Raw genomic sequence first — 16490 nt, 5'->3', positions numbered from 1 at the left:
AAATGGTCGCCCTGATCGCCGTCGCCCGAAAGCTCCTCACCACCCTCAACGCAATCCTGCGGGACAATCAGCCATGGCAAAACGCTTGACAACCAAGACAGTCGCTGAGGCGCCCGAGCAACGCGAGGGCCTCGAAGGATGACGCGATGAGTGCGGAAGTCCATCTCACTTGGAGCCCATCCTTCGAGACGCCCGGCTTCGCTCTTCGAGCTACGCGGGGCTCCTCAGGATGACGGCGGTGGTACGGAAACGCTGATAGATCTGCGAGTCGCGCGGCCGCGATCAGATGATTCTGTTGCGGCAGTAAGTAGGCGTGTAGTGCGCGCGATCGGCCCCTTGCGGCGAACGCGGGTGTCGCTCGCGGCGGGCCGTGTCCCGTCATCCTGAGGTGCCCGAGCAACGCGAGGGCCTCGAAGGATGACGCTGCGGGTCGGGCGCTCGCTGCGCGGCCATCCTTCGAGACGCCCGGCTTCGCTCTTCGAGCTACACCGGGCTCCTCAGGATGACGGCGGTGGTACGGAAACGCTGATAGATCTGCGAGTCGCGCGGCCGCGATTAGCAACCGCAAATCAGCAGCCCTCAAATCAGCTTCATGCCCTTCAGGCTGGCGTGGCCGTTTTTGCCGACGATGATGTGGTCGTGCACCGAAATGCCGAGCGGTTTCGCGATGTCGATGATCTGTTTGGTCATCACGATGTCGGCTTGCGACGGCGTCGGATCGCCGGAGGGGTGGTTGTGCACCATGATGATCGCGGTGGCGGATAATTCCAGCGCCCGCTTAACGATCTCGCGCGGATAGACCGGGGTGTGGTCGATGGTGCCGACCTGCTGCAATTCGTCGGCGATCAGTTGATTGCGCTTGTCGAGAAACAGGATGCGGAATTGCTCCTTGTCGGCGAACGCCATCGCGGTGCGGCAATAGTCGATCACGCTCGACCATGACGACAGCACCGCGCGCTGCTTCAGCTGGCCCTTGGCGACGCGGCTCGCGGCCGCCGCGATCAGCTTGATCTCGGTGATCGCCGCCTCGCCGAGCCCGCCGGTCTCGCGCAGCCGGGCTTCGGAGGCGTGCACGGTTTCGGCGAACGAGCCGAATTTGCCGATCAGCGCTTTGGCGAGCGGCTTGACGTCGCGGCGCGGCAGCGCGCGAAACAGCACCAGCTCCAAGAGCTCGTAGTCCGACAGCGCGTCGGCGCCGGCGCCGCGGAAGCGCTCGCGCAGCCGCTCGCGATGGCCGTGATAATGCGGCGCCTCGGCGAAGAATCCGGGCTCGGTGCGATCGTCGGGGTCGGCGGACATCGGCGCAACGCAGGCAAAGTTGAATGGCCCAAGCTTGCCGCGCCGGCTGAGTTTTGCAACCGGGATTTGTGTTGTTGGATCGGAAAGGCTGCGCGATCGACCATACGCCGTCATTCCGGGGCGCGAGGGCATAGCCCGAGTGAACCCGGAATCTGCAGCGGGCGCGAGGGTCCCTCCAGATGGCGAGATTCCGGGTTCTCTCGCAGCTTCGCTGCTCGCGCCCCGGGATGCCGGCTTAAATATCAGCTCAATCGGCGCTGGGCAGCCGCTTCAGGGTGAATTCGATGCGGTCGCCGGGCAATTCGCGCCAGCTTTCCACCCCGCTCATATAGGCCGCCTTGGGAAACGCCGCGAGAAACTGCCGGGCCGCCGCGCGGGCCTCATTGCGCGGCAGCGTCAGGGTCTGGCGCAGGAAGCCGTCGGTAGGCGCGCGGCGCCTTGCCATGCGGTCCGCCAGATCGCGCGGGCGGTCGGCCATCTCGAGCACTCCGTAGTTTTGCGGATTCCCTTCGGGATAACGCTCACGCCCGCAATATAGCGCAGCCGCGGAACGAATCCGAGGGCATCCACTTGAATCCCGGCTCTGTTGAGTAGCCGAGTTGTTTTGGAGTATTGCGTCATGCCCCCGCGCGCCAACTGGAAGGGCTTTTTGCGCCTTTCGCTCGTGACCTGTCCGGTGGCGCTGTACCCGGCGACCTCGGATTCCGAAAAAATCAGCTTCAACCAGATCCATCGTTCGACCGGCAACAGGATCAAATACCTCAAGGTCGACGCCGAGACCGGCGAGGAAGTCGCGCCCGACGACATCATGAAGGGCTACAAGGTCGATAGCGACAGCTACATCGAAGTCACCAAGGACGAGCTCGACGCCATCGCGCTGGAATCCACCCGCACCATCGATATCGACCAGTTCGTGCCGAAATCCGAGATCGACGAATTGTATCTGGTGCGGCCGTATTTCATCGTGCCGGACGGCAAGGTGGGCCACGACGCTTATGCGGTGATCCGCGAGACCATCCGCTCGCTCGACAAGGTGGCGCTGGCCCGCGTGGTGCTGACCAACCGCGAGCACGTCATCGCGCTGGAAGCCCGCGACAACGGCCTCTTGGGCATGCTGCTGCGCTATCCTTACGAGGTGCGCGACGCCGCGGAGTATTTCGACGACATCCAGGACGTCAAGATCACCAAGGATATGCTGGATCTCGCCAAGCATATCGTCGAGCAGAAATCCGGGCATTTTCAGCCCGAGGGTTTTGAGGATCACTACGAGGCAGCGCTCACCGAGCTGATCAACCAGAAGCGCAACGGCACCCCGCTCGCCGCCAAGGCGCGGCCGAAGGGCGACAATGTGGTCGATCTGATGGAGGCGCTGCGCCGCAGTATTGCGGGCGACGGCAAGGCCGGCAAATTAGCCGACGCCAAGGCGCCTGCGGTGTCGGTGGCGAAATTGTCGGGTGCCGTGGCGGCCTCCGGCAAGCCGGTCAAGGCGAAGAAGCCGCGCAAGGCCGCCGCGGGACAAAAGGAAATGCTGCTGCCGATCAGCGGCAGCCGCGCCAAGGAGGCCAGGGTGGAAGCCGGCAAGCCGCCGCCGCGCCCCGTGAGCAAAGCCCGCAAGGCGGGGTGAGGTGGCGTGTAAATTGAAAACCCGTCATTCCGGGGCGCGAGGGCGATAGCCCGAGCGAACCCGGAATCTGCTGCGAAGGGAGCGCCGCTACGCGTTGCGAGATTCCGGGTTCGATCGCAGCTTCGCTGCTCTCGCCCCGGAATGACGGCGTTTGTCGGAATGACGCTGCGTCTTCACCATCGGCCCATGGTGACCTGCCGGGGTGCGCCTGCCTCAGCCCTGGACCGGCGGCTTGTCGAGCTTGTTCGGCGACAGCGTGAAGATCTCCACCCCGGTCGGGGTGACGCCGACCGAATGCTCGAACTGCGCCGACAGCGAGCGGTCGCGGGTCACCGCGGTCCAGCCGTCGGACAACACCTTCACATAGGGTTTGCCGAGGTTGATCATCGGCTCGATGGTGAAGAACATCCCGGGCTTCAGCGCCACGCCCTGGCCGGGGCTGCCGACGTGGATGATGTTCGGCTCATCGTGAAACATCCGCCCCAGCCCATGGCCGCAGAAATCCCGCACCACGCCCATGTCCGGCTCGACATAGCTCTGGATGGCGTGGCCGATGTCGCCGGTGGTGGCGCCGGGCTTCACCGCGGCGATGCCGCGCAATAGCGATTCGTAGGTCACCTCGATCAGCCGCTCGGCCTTGCGCGAAATCGCGCCGACCGGATACATCCGGCTGGAATCGCCGTACCAGCCGTCGACGATATAGGTGACGTCGATATTGACGATGTCGCCCTCTTTCAGCGGCCGGTCGCCGGGCATGCCGTGGCAGACCACGTGATTGATCGAGGTGCAGGTCGAAAAACGGTAGCCGCGATACATCAAGGTGGCGGGGTAGGCGCCGTGGCTGAAGGCGAATTCGCGGACGAAATCGTCGATCTTCGAGGTCGGCACCCCGGGCTTGACGATGTCGACCAGTTCGTCGAGGCAGCGCGCGACCAACTGGCCGGCCTTGCGCATGCCGGCGAAGGCGTTCGGGCCGTGCAGCTTGATCTGCCCCGTCTTGCGCACGGAGGTCTCGGAGGCGTCGACATAGCTCATCGGGCGATCTTGCTTCGAAAAGGAGTGATTGGAAGCCCCAATCTAGTGATCGCAGCGGATCGCGCAAGCCAAAGCGCCCCGGTCTGGGATCATGCCAGGATGGCGCCGAACGGTCATGGCGCGACTTCGACCACGGTCTCCACCGGCAGGGCGCCGCCGCGGATGCGGATTTCCCGCACCGGGTAGGGAACCCGGATGCCCTCGCGCTTGAAGGACTCCCACAAGGTCAGCATGACGTCGCTGCGCACCCGGTCCATGCCGTCGGGGTCGGCGATCCAGAAGGTCAGGGAGAATTTCATTCCCGCTTCGGTGAATTCGGTCAGAAGGCAGCTCGGGGTCTTGTGCTTGATGGCGCGCGGCACCGCGGCGGCGACATCGGCCGCCAGCTTGCACACCAGCCGCGGGTCGGCGTCGTAATTGGTGCCGAAATTGACCTTCACCATGGTATTCTTGTCGGTATAGGTCCAGTTCACGACCTTTTGCGTGACCAGATCCTCGTTGGGGATCAGGAACTCGCGGCCGTCGCCGGCCGCCACCGAGATGTAGCGGGTGTTCATCGCGCTGATCCGGCCGAAGCTGTCGCCGATGGTGACGAGGTCGCCGGGCTTCACCGATTTGTCGGCCAGAAGGATCACTCCGCTGACGAAATTGGCGACGATCTTCTGCAGGCCGAAGCCGATGCCGACGCCGGCGGCGCCGGAGAAGATCGCCAGCGCCGACAGGTTGATGCCGACCGCGCTCATCACCACGGTGACCGCGAAGATCATCAGCGCGACGCGCACCAGCTTGATCAGGAGCACCTGGATCGACGGGGTGAGGTCGCGCGACTGCGCGATGCGGCCTTCCAGGAACTTGCTGGCGACGTTGGTCAGCCACAGCGCCACCGCCAGCAGCACCGTCAGCTTGATCAGCAAGAGCGGCGTCAGCCGCAGCCCGCCGACCACCACCGACACCGAATCCAGCGCCTCGATGGCCTGTTCGAGCTGGCCGAGGATACTCAGCGCGGCGACGCACCAGGCCGACAGCGACACCAGCCGGACCAGGAATTCGTTGCGGATCACGCTGGTCACCAGCCGGATCACCAGCCAGGCCAGCGCCAGCTTGGCGCATACCGCGAGCAGATAGCTGCGGCTCGGCCAGGTCCAGGCCAGCATGCCGCCGCGCGCCGCCATCATCACCAGGGCGAACGCCGCGGTCGAAGCGCTGCCGACCATCACCCGGGCGAGCAGCCGCAGCGGCGCCGGCCAGCCCATTGAGATCGTGGTCAGATCGACCCTGGCGCGCACCGCGGCGCCCACGGCAAAGGCGATGCCGGCGCCGGCCAGGATCAGGCCGAGTTGGAAATAGAACCAGGGCGACGTAATCTCGGCGCCGACCGAGCGGGTCGCCGACAGCAGCATCTCGTAGACATCGTTGAGGTCCAGGTCCAATTCCATCATCACCCATCTCTAATCGAATGCGGATTGCCAGCGTGTCCTATCCAATGACGGCAACTTAGGCCAGATTGCCAGCGCCGCGTCGCCATCGATCCGACACCGCGGCCCGGCCAGATGCCGAGCTCGGCTGCAGACCGCCGGTCGCGGGCCGTCGCAGCGGGTTGGCGGCGAATGATGGCGACGATAAGGATCAGCGGCGCCGGCGCGCCGGCTTGGGAGGACCATGGCGTCACTTGATGCAGTCAGCATAGCCATTCTGCTCGGCGCCTTTCTGGTGATGGTGGGGATCCTGTCCAGCCTGCTGGCGCTGCGGTTCGGCGCGCCGCTGCTGCTGGTCTTTCTGTTCATCGGCATGGCGGCCGGCGAATCCGGCCCCGGCGGGCTGCGTTTCGACGATCTGCAGACCACCTATCTGGTGGGCTCGGTGGCGCTGGCGCTGATCCTGTTCGACGGCGGCCTGAAGACCCGGCTGCAGAGCATCCAGACCGTGCTGGCGCCGTCGGTGGTGCTGGCCACTGTCGGCGTACTCTTGACCGCGCTGATCACCGCGCCGGTGGCGCATTACGTGCTGGAGATGAACTGGACCGAAGCGCTGCTGATCGGCGCGGTGGTGGCCTCCACCGACGCCGCAGCGGTATTCCTGCTGGTGCACGCCCAGGGGCTGCGGCTGCGGCCGCGGGTCGGCGCCACGCTGGAGGTGGAATCCGGCACCAACGATCCGTTCGCCGTGTTCCTCACCTTGATGCTGGTGGAGCTGATCACGGTCGGCGACAGCTCGGCCTGGCATGTCATCGCGCTGTTTATCCGCGACGCGCTGCTTGGCGCGGTGGTCGGCTTTGTCGGCGGCAGGCTGGTGGTGCTGGCGCTGAACCGCGTCGCCTTGCCGCAGGGGCTGCACGCGCCGTTCGTCGCCACCGCGGCGCTCGTGATCTTCGGCGCGGCGCAGAGTTCGCACGCCTCGGGCTTTCTCGCGGTCTATCTTGCCGGCATTATCATCGGCAACCGGCCGACCAGGGCGCATAATTCGGTGGTGACGTTTCTCGACGCCGCGACCTGGCTGGCGCAGATCGTGATGTTCGTGCTGCTCGGGCTGTTGGTGTCGCCGCAGCGATTGCTCGGCAGCATCGGGCCGGCGGTGGCGATCGCGCTGGCGCTGATGCTGGTGGCGCGGCCGGTCGCGGTGTTCCTGTGCCTGGCGCCGTTCCGCTTCAACTGGCGGGAGAAGCTATTCGTGGCGTGGGTTGGGCTGCGCGGCGCGGTGGCGATCTTCCTGGCCTCGATTCCGATGCTGGTCGGGCTGTCCAAGGCCTATTTGTATTTCGACATCGCCTTCGTGGTGGTGCTGATTTCGCTGCTGCTGCAAGGCTGGACGCTGGGTTTTGCGGCGCGCAAACTTCACGTTGCGTTGCCACGCGCTGACCGCGGGCCGCGCCGGGTCGAGCTCGATCTGCCGGGCCAGCTCGAGCAGCAGCTGGTCGGCTACGCGGTGAGGCCGAAGAGCCTGTATCTGAAGCGCGGGCTGATCCCGTCCTGGTCGAAGCCGACGCTGGTGATCCGCGATCAGCGCATCCTGTCGCCGGCCGAGGCCGAGCCGGTCGCCGCCGGCGACTACCTCTATCTGCTAGCGCCGCCGGAAAAGGCCGAGTCGCTGGATCGGTTTTTCGTCGACATGCCGCCCTCGGCGGCGCCGGACCCGCATCTGCTCGGCGATTTCATGGTGGTCGGCGAGGTGACGCTGGGCGACCTCGCCGGGATCTACGGCGTCAACGTCGCGCCCGACGAGGCGGCGCTGACGCTGGCGGATTATTTCGACGTGCATCTCGACCACGCCCCGAAGCTCGGCGCCACGCTGCCGTTGGATTCCATCGTGCTGGTGGCGCGCAGCCTCGGCGGCGGCCGGGTCAATGTGATCGGGCTCAGGCTGCCGGAAGACGACGAGGCGCCGCGGCCGCCGCCGACCCGGACGCAGGCGCTGAAGCGCAAGCTCGCGGCGATCTGGGCCTCGCTCGCCGGGATTTGAGAAGGCCGAGAACGACGACAACCACACGCCGCGCCGCAAGCAGGGCGTCATCCTGAGGCAGCCGCGCGCGTTCGCGCGGCGTCTCGAAGGATGGGCCGCTTGCGTTCATATCGGTCATCCTTCGAGGCTGCCCGCCGCGCAACAGCGCTGTCGGGCGCGCCTCAGGATGCGGGCGCGTATCGATCAGACGCTACTGCGCCGGCAATAGCGCCACCGCGATGCTGGCGGTGGGGCTGCCGCTGATTTGCAGCAGCAAGGGTCCCGCGGCGAACTGGTATTTCACCGATTTGCGGATGCCGTCGCAATCGCCGGCGCCGCTGAAATCGGCGGGCTTCAGCACCGCGCCGTTCTGCACCGCGTCGATCCAGCCGGGTTGCGACAGGCTGACGGTGTAGCTGCCGGCTTTGGCGATCTCTCGGATGCGCAGGAAGCCGGCGAAGCTGCCGGGCTTCGGCGCGCGTTCCGGCGGCGACGGCAGTGCCGCCTCGGCGGGGTCGCGCAAGGCGAGCAGCACCGCGCTGGCCGGCGGCGCCGGCAGTTCGGCGCCGGACGGCGCATTTTGCCGGTCGGCGGCGGTCAACGCGGCGCGTTCGCGCGCGATCGGCCATTTAAAATTGTCGCAGCCGCTGGGCTCGGCGGCAAACGCCGGCGCGGCGGCAAGTAGCAACAGCATGGCGGCGAGGCCAGGTCGGGTCATCGGCATCAAAGCTCCCCGGGGCGGCGCGCCGCAGCGCCCGCCGACTGATCGCAACATCTGGAACCATCGTCCCGCGCAAGGCGCGGCGCTGACGGCGCCGCGCTCCGCATCGTAGCGCGCCGCGGGCCCGCCGTCATCCTGAGGCGCCCGAGCAACTCGAGGGCCTCGAAGGATGGGCCGCACGAACTCCCGCCGTCATCCTTCGAGGCGCCCGGTTTCGCCTGCGGGCTCAACCGAGCCCCTCAGGATGACGGCTGCTGCAATCGCCGCGGCGAGTCCTGGCGTGCGGCGAGACGCGCGACGGTGCGGCCTGGTTACGGCGCCGCCAGCACGTCGCGGCAGGCCGGCGGTAGGTCGGCGAGCGTCAGCGGCGGCTTCGGTTTCGGCGGCGTCACGGGCGGCTTCGGATGCAACACCGCGTCGCTGAACCAATAGGCCAGATCGGCGGCGGCGCAGGCCTCACCCTCGGTAGGTGGCGGCTGCGCCTCGCATTCGGTGCTGCCGGGCGGGCATTTGATGCGGACGTGGAAGTGATAGTCGTGGCCGTACATCGGCCGCACCTTGGAAAGCCAGGAGCGGTCGCCCTTGGCCTCGCGGCACAGCGCCTTCTTGATCGCGGCGTTGACGAAGATCCGCTCGACCTGCGGCTGCTGCGCGGCGGCGCGGATCACCGCCAGGTGGCTCGGCGTCCACACCCGCGGATCGATGTCGAGCCGGTCCGGCCGCACCATCATCACCGCCGACATCTCCTCGCGCTCGTTGCGCGACAGCATGCGATTCGGCATCGGTGTTAACCAGATGTCGGCGTCGAGCCCGATTTGATGGCTGGCATGGCCGGTGATCATCGGCCCGCCGCGCGGCTGCGACATGTCGCCGATCAACAGCCCGGGCCAGCCCGCGGCCTGCTGCGCGTCCTGCGCCAGCCGCTTCAACAGCGCCACCATCGCGGGATGCGCGTAGTTGCGGTTGCGCGACAGCCGCATCACCTGCCAGGCCTCGCCATTGATCGGCAGCGCCTCGCCGCCGGCGAGGCAACCCTTGGCGTAGAAGCCGATGGTCTGCGCCGGCCGCGCCGCGACCGGCGTGGTCTTGCGGCCGAACAATTCGCGGGCGGCGAGCGTGGGATCGGCGGGATTGCTGAGCGGCGGCAGCGGCTTCGGATCGACGCTGCCCTTGTCCTGCGCCAGCGCGCCAGCCCCGATCAGGGCAGCGAACGGCAGCGTCAGCAGCAGGGGAATCAGCCGGACGGTCATCGCCCGGACTATAGCGCAAGTCGCGCGGAATCGGCGCGCCATTAACCCGGCAGCAACCTTGGCCCCGATTGCCGCAAATTGATGCGCTCATTGTCAGAGCATCCAATGAGTGTCGGATAGTCGACCAAACTCAACCAAAAATTGTCTTTTTGGCCAAGGTCGGCGTGGCCGGACCCTTCTTGGTTGCAGTGCGGTCGCCACGGAAACAGGCAAAGGCGCGGCGCGTTCGCCTTGCGGTCCTTCCGGCAGCTCCGGGCAAGTTGCCAGTGATACAGTTTTTTCAGACACTTAGGCGACAACACCTCGTTAGCATACGAGTGGGGCAACGATGCCGACAATTCGGCCCAAGAAAAAACAGCTGCGGCAACCCGCGCGCGGTCGCACCGCGCTGCCGCGCGGCGCGCTCAAGCCAGGGGTCAGACCGCTGGCCAAGGACCGGCGGATCGCCGCCGAGATCGGCGAAGTGGTGCGCAAGCGCGCCGCCGCCGCCGCTGCGATCGCCGAAGCCCGCAAATCCCACGAACGGTTGCGCGAGGCGATCGACATCCTGCCGCAAGGCATCGTGTTCCTCGACGCCGAAGGCCGCTACATTCTCTGGAACAAGAAATACGCCGAAATCTACAGCCGCACCGCCGACCTGTTCCAGCCCGGCGTCAAGATGGCCGACACGCTGCGCGTCGGCGTGGCGCGCGGCGATTATCCCGAAGCGCTTGGCCAGGAAGAGCAGTGGATGGCCGAACGCATGGCCAAGCTGTTCCAGCCCGGCGAGCGCCACGAGCAACTGATTTCCGACGGCCGCTGCATCCAGATCGAGGAGCGGATGACCGCCGACGGCGGCATCATCGGCTTGCGCATCGACATCACCGAGCTGAAGCAGCGCGAGGCCTCGTTCCGGCTGTTGTTCGACAGCAATCCGGTGCCGATGATCGTCTGCGCGCTCGACGACGAGCGCATCCTCGGCGTCAACGACGCCGCGGTCGAACATTACGGCTATTCCGCCGCCGAATTCAGCGCGTTGACGATCCGCAATCTGCAGGCGTTCGAGGCCGAACGGCCGTGGGCCGGCGACCAGAGCACCGACGAGCGCGCGGCGCGGACCTGGAAACACGTCAAGGCCGACGGCTCGCTGATTGATCTGGCGGTGTATTCCCGGCAGCTGGTCTATGGCGGCGAGCCGGCGGTGCTGCTGGCGCTGATGGACATCACCGAGCGCAAGCGCGCCGAGATGCGGCTCGCCTTCATGGCGCAGCACGACGGCCTGACCGGGCTGCCGAACCGCAATTCGCTGCGCAAGCGGCTCGACGAGATGCTGGGCCACACCAGGCGCGGCACCGAAAAGGTCGCGGTGCATTTCCTCGGCATCGACAATTTCAAGAGCGTCAATGACAGCCTCGGCCATGCCGTCGGCGACAAGCTGTTGCGCGGCATCGCGCGGCGGCTGCGCTCGACGCTGCGCGAGGAGGACGTGATCGGCCGGCTGAATTCCGACGAATTCGCCATCCTGCAAAGCGGCGTCACCCGGCCCGAGGACGTGGTGTTGCTGGCCAAGCGGCTGCTGCATGCGATCGGCGAGCCTTTCCTGCTCGACGGCAATTCGGTGGTGATCGGCGCCAGCGTCGGCATCGCGATGGCGCCCGGCGACGGCGACGATTCGGAAAAGCTGTTGATGAGCGCCGACATGGCGCTGGCGCGCGCCAAGACCGAGACCCGCGGCACCTTCAGCTTCTTCGAGCCCGGAATGGACGCCCGCGCCCAGACCCGCCGCAAGATCGAGATCGAACTGCGCGGCGCGATCCAGAACGACGTGCTGCGGCCGCACTACCAGCCGCTGATCGGGCTCTCCAACGGGCGCATCACCGGCTGCGAGGCGCTGGTGCGCTGGCCGCATCCGGACCGCGGCATGGTGTCTCCGGCGGATTTCATTCCGGTGGCGGAAGACACCGGGCTGATCAACGCGCTCGGCGCCCAGGTGCTGAAACGCGCCTGCCTCGACGCCGCGAACTGGCCCGACGATGTCCGCGTCGCGGTCAACCTGTCGCCGCTGCAATTCCGCCACGGCAATCTGTTGTCACTGGTGATGGACGTGTTGAAACAGAGCGGGCTGCCGCCGAAGCGGCTCGAACTGGAGATCACCGAGACGCTGCTCTTGGAAAAGAGTAGCCAGGTAATCGCCACGCTGCACGCGCTGCGCGCGCTAGGGGTGCGGATCTCGATGGACGATTTCGGCACCGGCTATTCGTCGTTGAGCTATCTGCGCAGCTTTCCGTTCGACAAGATCAAGATCGACCAATCCTTTGTCCGCGGGCTGTGCTCGAACCGCGAATTGCAGGCGATCGTGCGCTCGATCATCAGCCTCGGCATGGGGCTCGGCGTCACCATCACCGCGGAGGGTGTCGAGACCGAGGCCGAACTGAGCTGGCTGCGCGCCGAAGGCTGCCACGAGGCGCAGGGCTTCCTGTTCAGCGCGGCGCGGCCGAACCCGGAAATCGTCGACCTGCTCAGCGTGCAGAGCGGCGCCGATCTCGCCAAGGGCGGCGCAGCCGCGGTTCAGGTGGCGTGAAGGCGGGCGTGCTTCAGGCCGGGTGACGCTCAGCGCGCCAGGCCGAGCACGACGAGAAGCGCGCGGTCGAGCTGCTCGGCGGCGTCCGCGTCGACATGGCCGATGACGCCGCGAATCCGGTCGCGACGTAACGCGACCATCTTGTCGGTCATGATCTGCGAGCGGACGCGCAGGCCGTTGTCGGGCGTCACTTCAATAATCGGTCGGAGCGGCAGGTTGTCTTGAAGATCCGACGTTATCGGGCAAACAAAGATCGTCGACAGCTCGTCGTTGAACGCGTCGGCCTGAACGATGACTCCCGGCCGCGGCCGACCGAGGTCGCTGGGCCCGACCATCAGCACCACGTCGCCGCGTCTCACTTCCAGGCGTCCCAATCATAGACCTGCTCGATCCAGTCATCGATCGCGTCGTTCTCGGGGTGCTGCGCCATCAGCTTGGCCTGCCGGCGTAGATCCGCCAACACCTTGGGATCGCGCAGATCCGGCACCCAATGCTGCACCGGGCGCAGGCCCTGCGCGCGCAGCCGCTGCCGCCGCGTCGCCATGCGCTCGCGCGGGGTCTTTGCAGGCGGCTTGTTCGGGGTCGTGGGCATCGACAGAACGTAACATGTTACGACGCTGCGATCAACGGCCGGCAGTGCCGGTTCGGCGTGAAGGATGGCGGCAACAAACCCTGCGGCCCATCCTTCGAGACGCGCGCCGTTTGGGCGCGCTCAGCATGACGTTTCAGCTGTTGCGGTTCGGAGCGACTCTTATCGAGAGCCGTGCGCTTTCTGGCTATAAGCCTACGGTTCGACCGGCGAGACACCGCGCAAAGGCGCGCGGTTCCTCAGGATGACGGAGACGCCTGGGCGGCGATGCAGGAGTCGGCGACTTAGCTATCCACCTTCAGCGCGGCGATAAACGCCTCCTGCGGGATGTCGACCTTGCCGAACTGCCGCATCTTCTTCTTGCCTTCCTTCTGCTTCTCCAGAAGTTTGCGCTTTCTCGTGATATCGCCGCCGTAGCATTTGGCGGTGACGTCCTTGCGCAAGGCGCGGACGGTTTCGCGGGCGATGATCTTGCCGCCGATCGCCGCCTGGATCGGAATCACGAACATGTGCGGCGGGATCAGTTCTTTCATCTTCTCCACCATGGCGCGGCCGCGGCCTTCGGCGCGCGTCCTGTGCACCAGCATCGACAGTGCGTCGACCGGCTCGGCATTGACCAGGATCTGCATCTTGACGAGATCGGCGGCCTTGTAGTCGGTGAGGTGATAGTCGAACGAGGCGTAGCCCTTCGACACGCTCTTCAGCCGGTCGTAGAAATCGAACACCACTTCGTTGAGCGGCAGGTCGTACTTCACCATGGCGCGGGAGCCGACGTAAGTGAGTTCCTTCTGGTTGCCGCGGCGGTCCTGGCACAGCTTCAGCACGCTGCCGAGATATTCGTCGGGCGTCAGGATCGTCGCTTCGATCCACGGCTCCTCGATCTCGGCGATCTTCACCACGTCCGGCATGTCGATCGGGTTGTGGATCTCGAGCTCGCTGCCGTCGGTGAGATGCATCTTGTAGATCACGGAGGGCGCGGTCGCGATCAGGTTGAGGTCGAATTCGCGCGACAGCCGCTCCTGGATGATCTCCAGATGCAGCAAGCCTAAGAAGCCGCAGCGGAAGCCGAAGCCGAGCGCGGCGGAGGTTTCCATCTCGAAGGAGAAGCTGGCGTCGTTCAGCCTGAGCTTGCCCATCGCCGCGCGCAGGGTTTCGAAATCGTCGGCGTCGACCGGGAACAGGCCGCAGAACACCACCGGCACCGCCGGCTTGAAGCCCGGCAGCATCTGCGTCACCGGCCGCTTGTCGTCGGTGATGGTGTCGCCGACCCGAGTGTCGGCGACCTCCTTGATGCCGGCGGTGATGAAGCCGATCTCGCCGGGGCCCAGTTCGTCGACTTGCGTCATCTTCGGGGTGAAGAAGCCGACCCGCTCCAGATCATAGGCGGCGTTGGTGCCCATCATCCGGATCCGCTGGCCCTTCTTCATCACGCCGTCGACGACGCGGACCAGCACCACCACGCCGAGATAGACGTCGTACCAGGAATCGACCAACAGCGCCTTCAGCGGCGCCTCGCGGTCGCCGTTCGGCGGCGGCAGCCGGGTGACGATGGCTTCGAGCACCAGATCGATGCCGAGCCCGGTTTTTGCGGAAATCATCACCGCGTCGGAGGCGTCGATGCCGATCACGTCCTCGATCTGCTGGCGCACCTGTTCGGGTTCCGCGGCCGGCAGGTCGACCTTGTTCAGCACCGGGACGATCTCGTGGCCGGCGTCGAGCGCGTGATAGACGTTAGCAAGCGTCTGCGCCTCGACGCCCTGGCTGGCGTCGACCACCAAGAGCGAGCCCTCGCAGGCCGCCAGCGAGCGCGACACTTCATAGGCGAAGTCGACGTGGCCGGGGGTGTCCATCAGGTTGAAGATGTAATCGCGGCCGTCCTTAGCGTGATAGTTCAGCCGGACGGTCTGCGCCTTGATGGTGATGCCGCGCTCGCGCTCGATATCCATTGAATCGAGCACCTGCTCCTTCATCTCGCGCGCCTGCAGCCCGCCGGTGGTCTGGATCAGCCGGTCGGCCAGCGTCGACTTGCCATGGTCGATATGGGCGACGATGGAGAAGTTGCGGATGTTCGAAATCGGGACAGTTGTCATGGGGCGCGGGATAGCATTCGGGCCCTGAAGCGGCAAGACAATCGGCGGCGCGGCGGCCGGGGAAGCCGCCGGGCGGCGGCGCTTGACGGCCGAAGTCCAACGATATCATCTGCGCCTGCTCCCCCGCCGAAAGTTCAGTATGACGATAAGCCCGATATTCTCCCACTTCCTGGTGGCGCCGTTGACGCGCTGGATCGACGCGCTGCTTGATTCGCGCCGGCAAAACCGCGCCGTGATCTGGACCCTCGTCGCCTATGCGGCGCTGTGGACCGGCTACCGGGTGCTGGCGACGATGCCGCGCGACCTGCACGCCGACGTCACCGAATTGTACGGCTGGGCGGGCGATCTGGCGTTCGGCTATGACAAGCACCCGCCGTTCAGCGCCGCGGTGACCAAGGCGTGGCTGTCGCTGTTTCCGGCCACCGACCTCAGTTTCCATGCGCTGGCGACGGTCAATATCGCTCTGACGCTGTACATCGCGTTCCGCACCATGCGGCGCTATCTGCCGCCGGAAAAGACCGTGTTCGGGCTGGCGCTGTTGATGCTGATCCCGTTCTTCAACTTCATCGCGCTGAAATACAATGCCAACGCCGTGCTGCTGCCGCTGTGGGCTGCGACCATCCATTGCTTCCTGCGCGCCTATGAGCGACGCAACGCGCTGTGGGCGGCACTGGCCGGGCTTGCCGCGGGGGCGGCGATGCTCGGCAAATACTGGTCGGTCATGCTGATCGCCGGCCTCGGCGTGGCGGCGCTGATCGATCCCCGCAGGGTGTCGTTCTTCCGCTCCAGGGCGCCGTGGATCATGGCCGGGGTCGGGCTTCTGGTGCTGGCGCCGCATCTCGCCTGGCTGCTGCAGCATCACTTCCCGACGTTCGCCTACGCGGCGGCGCATAGCGCGCCGAGCTTTTCCGACAATCTGGTGGCGACCACGGGCTATCTCGCCGGCTGCGTCGGCTATGTCGCGGTGCCGCTGATCGCGGCGATCCTGCTGCTGCGTCCGTCGCCGGAGGCGTTGTGGGATGTCGTGGCGCCGAAGGATCCCAGCCGCCGGCTGATCCTGGTGATCCAGCTTCTGCTGATCGTGCTGCCGGCGCCGTTTGCGCTGGCGATGGGGCTGCGCATCGTGCCGCTATGGACCATGCCGGCCTGGACGCTGCTGCCGATCGTGGTGCTGGGCTCGCCGTTGGTCGCGGTCGGCCGGCTGGCGCTGGAGCGGCTGGTCGCCGGCGTCGTGGTGCTGATGCTGGCGCTGTTGGCGCTGGCGCCGGCGGTGGCGCTGGCGATCCATCTCAACAGTCCGCCCGGCTCCTACGAATACGCCTCCTTGCTGGCCGAGAAGATCGCGCAGCAATGGCGGCAGCACACCGCGCTGCCGATCCCGCTGGTCGCGGGCACCACGGTGCTGCCGGTCAACACCGCCTACTATCTGCATACGCGCGCCCGGTCGTTCGAGCACGACGACGTCGCCACGCTGAAGGCGGCCGCGCAGGCCCACGGCGCGGTGCTGGTGTGCCCGGCCGACGATGCGGCGTGTCTTTCGATCGCCGAGCAGATCGTCGCGGGACAGAGCGAGATTTCGCGCTCCGAGGTGCGGCTGTCGCGGCCGCTGTTCGGCTTTGCCGGCGGCAGCGTGCGCGACGTGTTCATGATGGTGTGGCCGCCGGCGGAGCCGCCGCCGCTGCCGGTCGGAGAGAAGTGAATCGGGTCTCGTCAGTTCCGCGACGTCACCTGAAGCCCCACCTGCCGGCGTCATCCTTGTAACTTAAATTCTGCTGGGCGAGGCGGTAGGCTGTCTCGCGCGGTGGCGGACGAGAGACCGGGTCATCCGAGGGCTTTGAAGCCCGAACCTCAGCTTGGGCCTTCGTCCGTCGTTCCATCGAACCCGAA

Annotated in this window: 13 protein-coding genes; 4 read left to right on the top strand and 9 right to left on the bottom strand. The window is 66.3% G+C overall.

The window, feature by feature from the left end:
• Positions 1-579 precede the first annotated feature (579 nt).
• Together radC and VGC77_RS03980 are read right to left on the bottom strand one after the other, a co-directional pair.
• Complete coding sequence (radC, locus tag VGC77_RS03985) at positions 580-1299, bottom strand: RadC family protein (RefSeq protein WP_331170273.1); 720 nt, start codon at positions 1297-1299, stop codon at positions 580-582.
• A 247-nt stretch (positions 1300-1546) separates the two neighbouring features.
• On the bottom strand, positions 1547-1777 hold the full coding sequence (locus VGC77_RS03980) for a hypothetical protein (RefSeq protein WP_331170272.1): 231 nt from the start codon (positions 1775-1777) through the stop codon (positions 1547-1549).
• Positions 1778-1918: 141 nt separating this feature from the next.
• On the opposite strand from VGC77_RS03980, the gene VGC77_RS03975 reads away from it, so the two are divergent.
• Positions 1919-2923: a Ku protein gene (locus VGC77_RS03975; protein WP_331170271.1), complete on the top strand. Its 1005-nt coding sequence runs from the start codon at positions 1919-1921 to the stop codon at positions 2921-2923.
• A gap of 213 nt (positions 2924-3136) precedes the next feature.
• Here VGC77_RS03975 and map read toward each other — a convergent pair whose 3' ends face one another.
• Positions 3137-3958 carry a type I methionyl aminopeptidase gene (gene map / locus VGC77_RS03970; protein ID WP_331170270.1) on the bottom strand — a complete coding sequence of 274 codons (822 nt, stop codon included), beginning with the start codon at positions 3956-3958 and terminating at the stop codon, positions 3137-3139.
• 113 nt (positions 3959-4071) lie between these two features.
• Complete coding sequence (locus VGC77_RS03965; RefSeq protein ID WP_331170275.1) at positions 4072-5388, bottom strand: mechanosensitive ion channel family protein; 1317 nt, start codon at positions 5386-5388, stop codon at positions 4072-4074.
• A 229-nt stretch (positions 5389-5617) separates the two neighbouring features.
• On the opposite strand from VGC77_RS03965, the gene VGC77_RS03960 reads away from it, so the two are divergent.
• Complete coding sequence (locus tag VGC77_RS03960; protein WP_331170269.1) at positions 5618-7414, top strand: potassium/proton antiporter; 1797 nt, start codon at positions 5618-5620, stop codon at positions 7412-7414.
• A gap of 190 nt (positions 7415-7604) precedes the next feature.
• On the opposite strand, the gene VGC77_RS03955 is transcribed toward VGC77_RS03960, so the two are convergent.
• Both VGC77_RS03955 and mepA read right to left on the bottom strand, forming a co-directional pair.
• Positions 7605-8117: a hypothetical protein gene (locus VGC77_RS03955; RefSeq protein WP_414709606.1), complete on the bottom strand. Its 513-nt coding sequence runs from the start codon at positions 8115-8117 to the stop codon at positions 7605-7607.
• 308 nt (positions 8118-8425) lie between these two features.
• Positions 8426-9364, bottom strand: a complete 939-nt coding sequence (mepA, locus tag VGC77_RS03950; RefSeq protein ID WP_331170268.1) for a penicillin-insensitive murein endopeptidase — start codon at positions 9362-9364, stop codon at positions 8426-8428.
• A gap of 328 nt (positions 9365-9692) precedes the next feature.
• On the opposite strand from mepA, the gene VGC77_RS03945 reads away from it, so the two are divergent.
• Positions 9693-11924: a sensor domain-containing protein gene (locus tag VGC77_RS03945; RefSeq protein WP_331170267.1), complete on the top strand. Its 2232-nt coding sequence runs from the start codon at positions 9693-9695 to the stop codon at positions 11922-11924.
• A gap of 29 nt (positions 11925-11953) precedes the next feature.
• Here the strand turns inward: VGC77_RS03945 and VGC77_RS03940 are convergent, their stop codons facing one another.
• The 3 genes from VGC77_RS03940 to lepA all read right to left on the bottom strand — a co-directional run bounded on the left by VGC77_RS03940 (position 11954) and on the right by lepA (position 14603).
• On the bottom strand, positions 11954-12268 hold the full coding sequence (locus VGC77_RS03940) for a type II toxin-antitoxin system PemK/MazF family toxin (protein ID WP_331170266.1): 315 nt from the start codon (positions 12266-12268) through the stop codon (positions 11954-11956).
• A gap of 11 nt (positions 12269-12279) precedes the next feature.
• Positions 12280-12516 (bottom strand): antitoxin MazE family protein, encoded by a 237-nt coding sequence (locus tag VGC77_RS03935; RefSeq protein ID WP_331170265.1) that lies wholly within the window; start codon positions 12514-12516, stop codon positions 12280-12282.
• Positions 12517-12797: 281 nt separating this feature from the next.
• The gene (lepA, locus tag VGC77_RS03930) at positions 12798-14603 is read right to left on the bottom strand and encodes a translation elongation factor 4 (protein WP_331170264.1); all 1806 of its coding nucleotides are present in this window, start codon (positions 14601-14603) and stop codon (positions 12798-12800) included.
• 139 nt (positions 14604-14742) lie between these two features.
• Here lepA and VGC77_RS03925 point away from each other — a divergent pair, with 139 nt between their 5' ends.
• Positions 14743-16302, top strand: a complete 1560-nt coding sequence (locus VGC77_RS03925) for a glycosyltransferase family 39 protein (RefSeq protein ID WP_331170263.1) — start codon at positions 14743-14745, stop codon at positions 16300-16302.
• Positions 16303-16490: the final 188 nt, after the last annotated feature.

The organism is Rhodopseudomonas sp. (assembly GCF_036404135.1).
Taxonomy (GTDB): Bacteria; Pseudomonadota; Alphaproteobacteria; order Rhizobiales; family Xanthobacteraceae; genus Rhodopseudomonas_A.
This window is presented reverse-complemented; position numbering and strand designations above follow the sequence as displayed.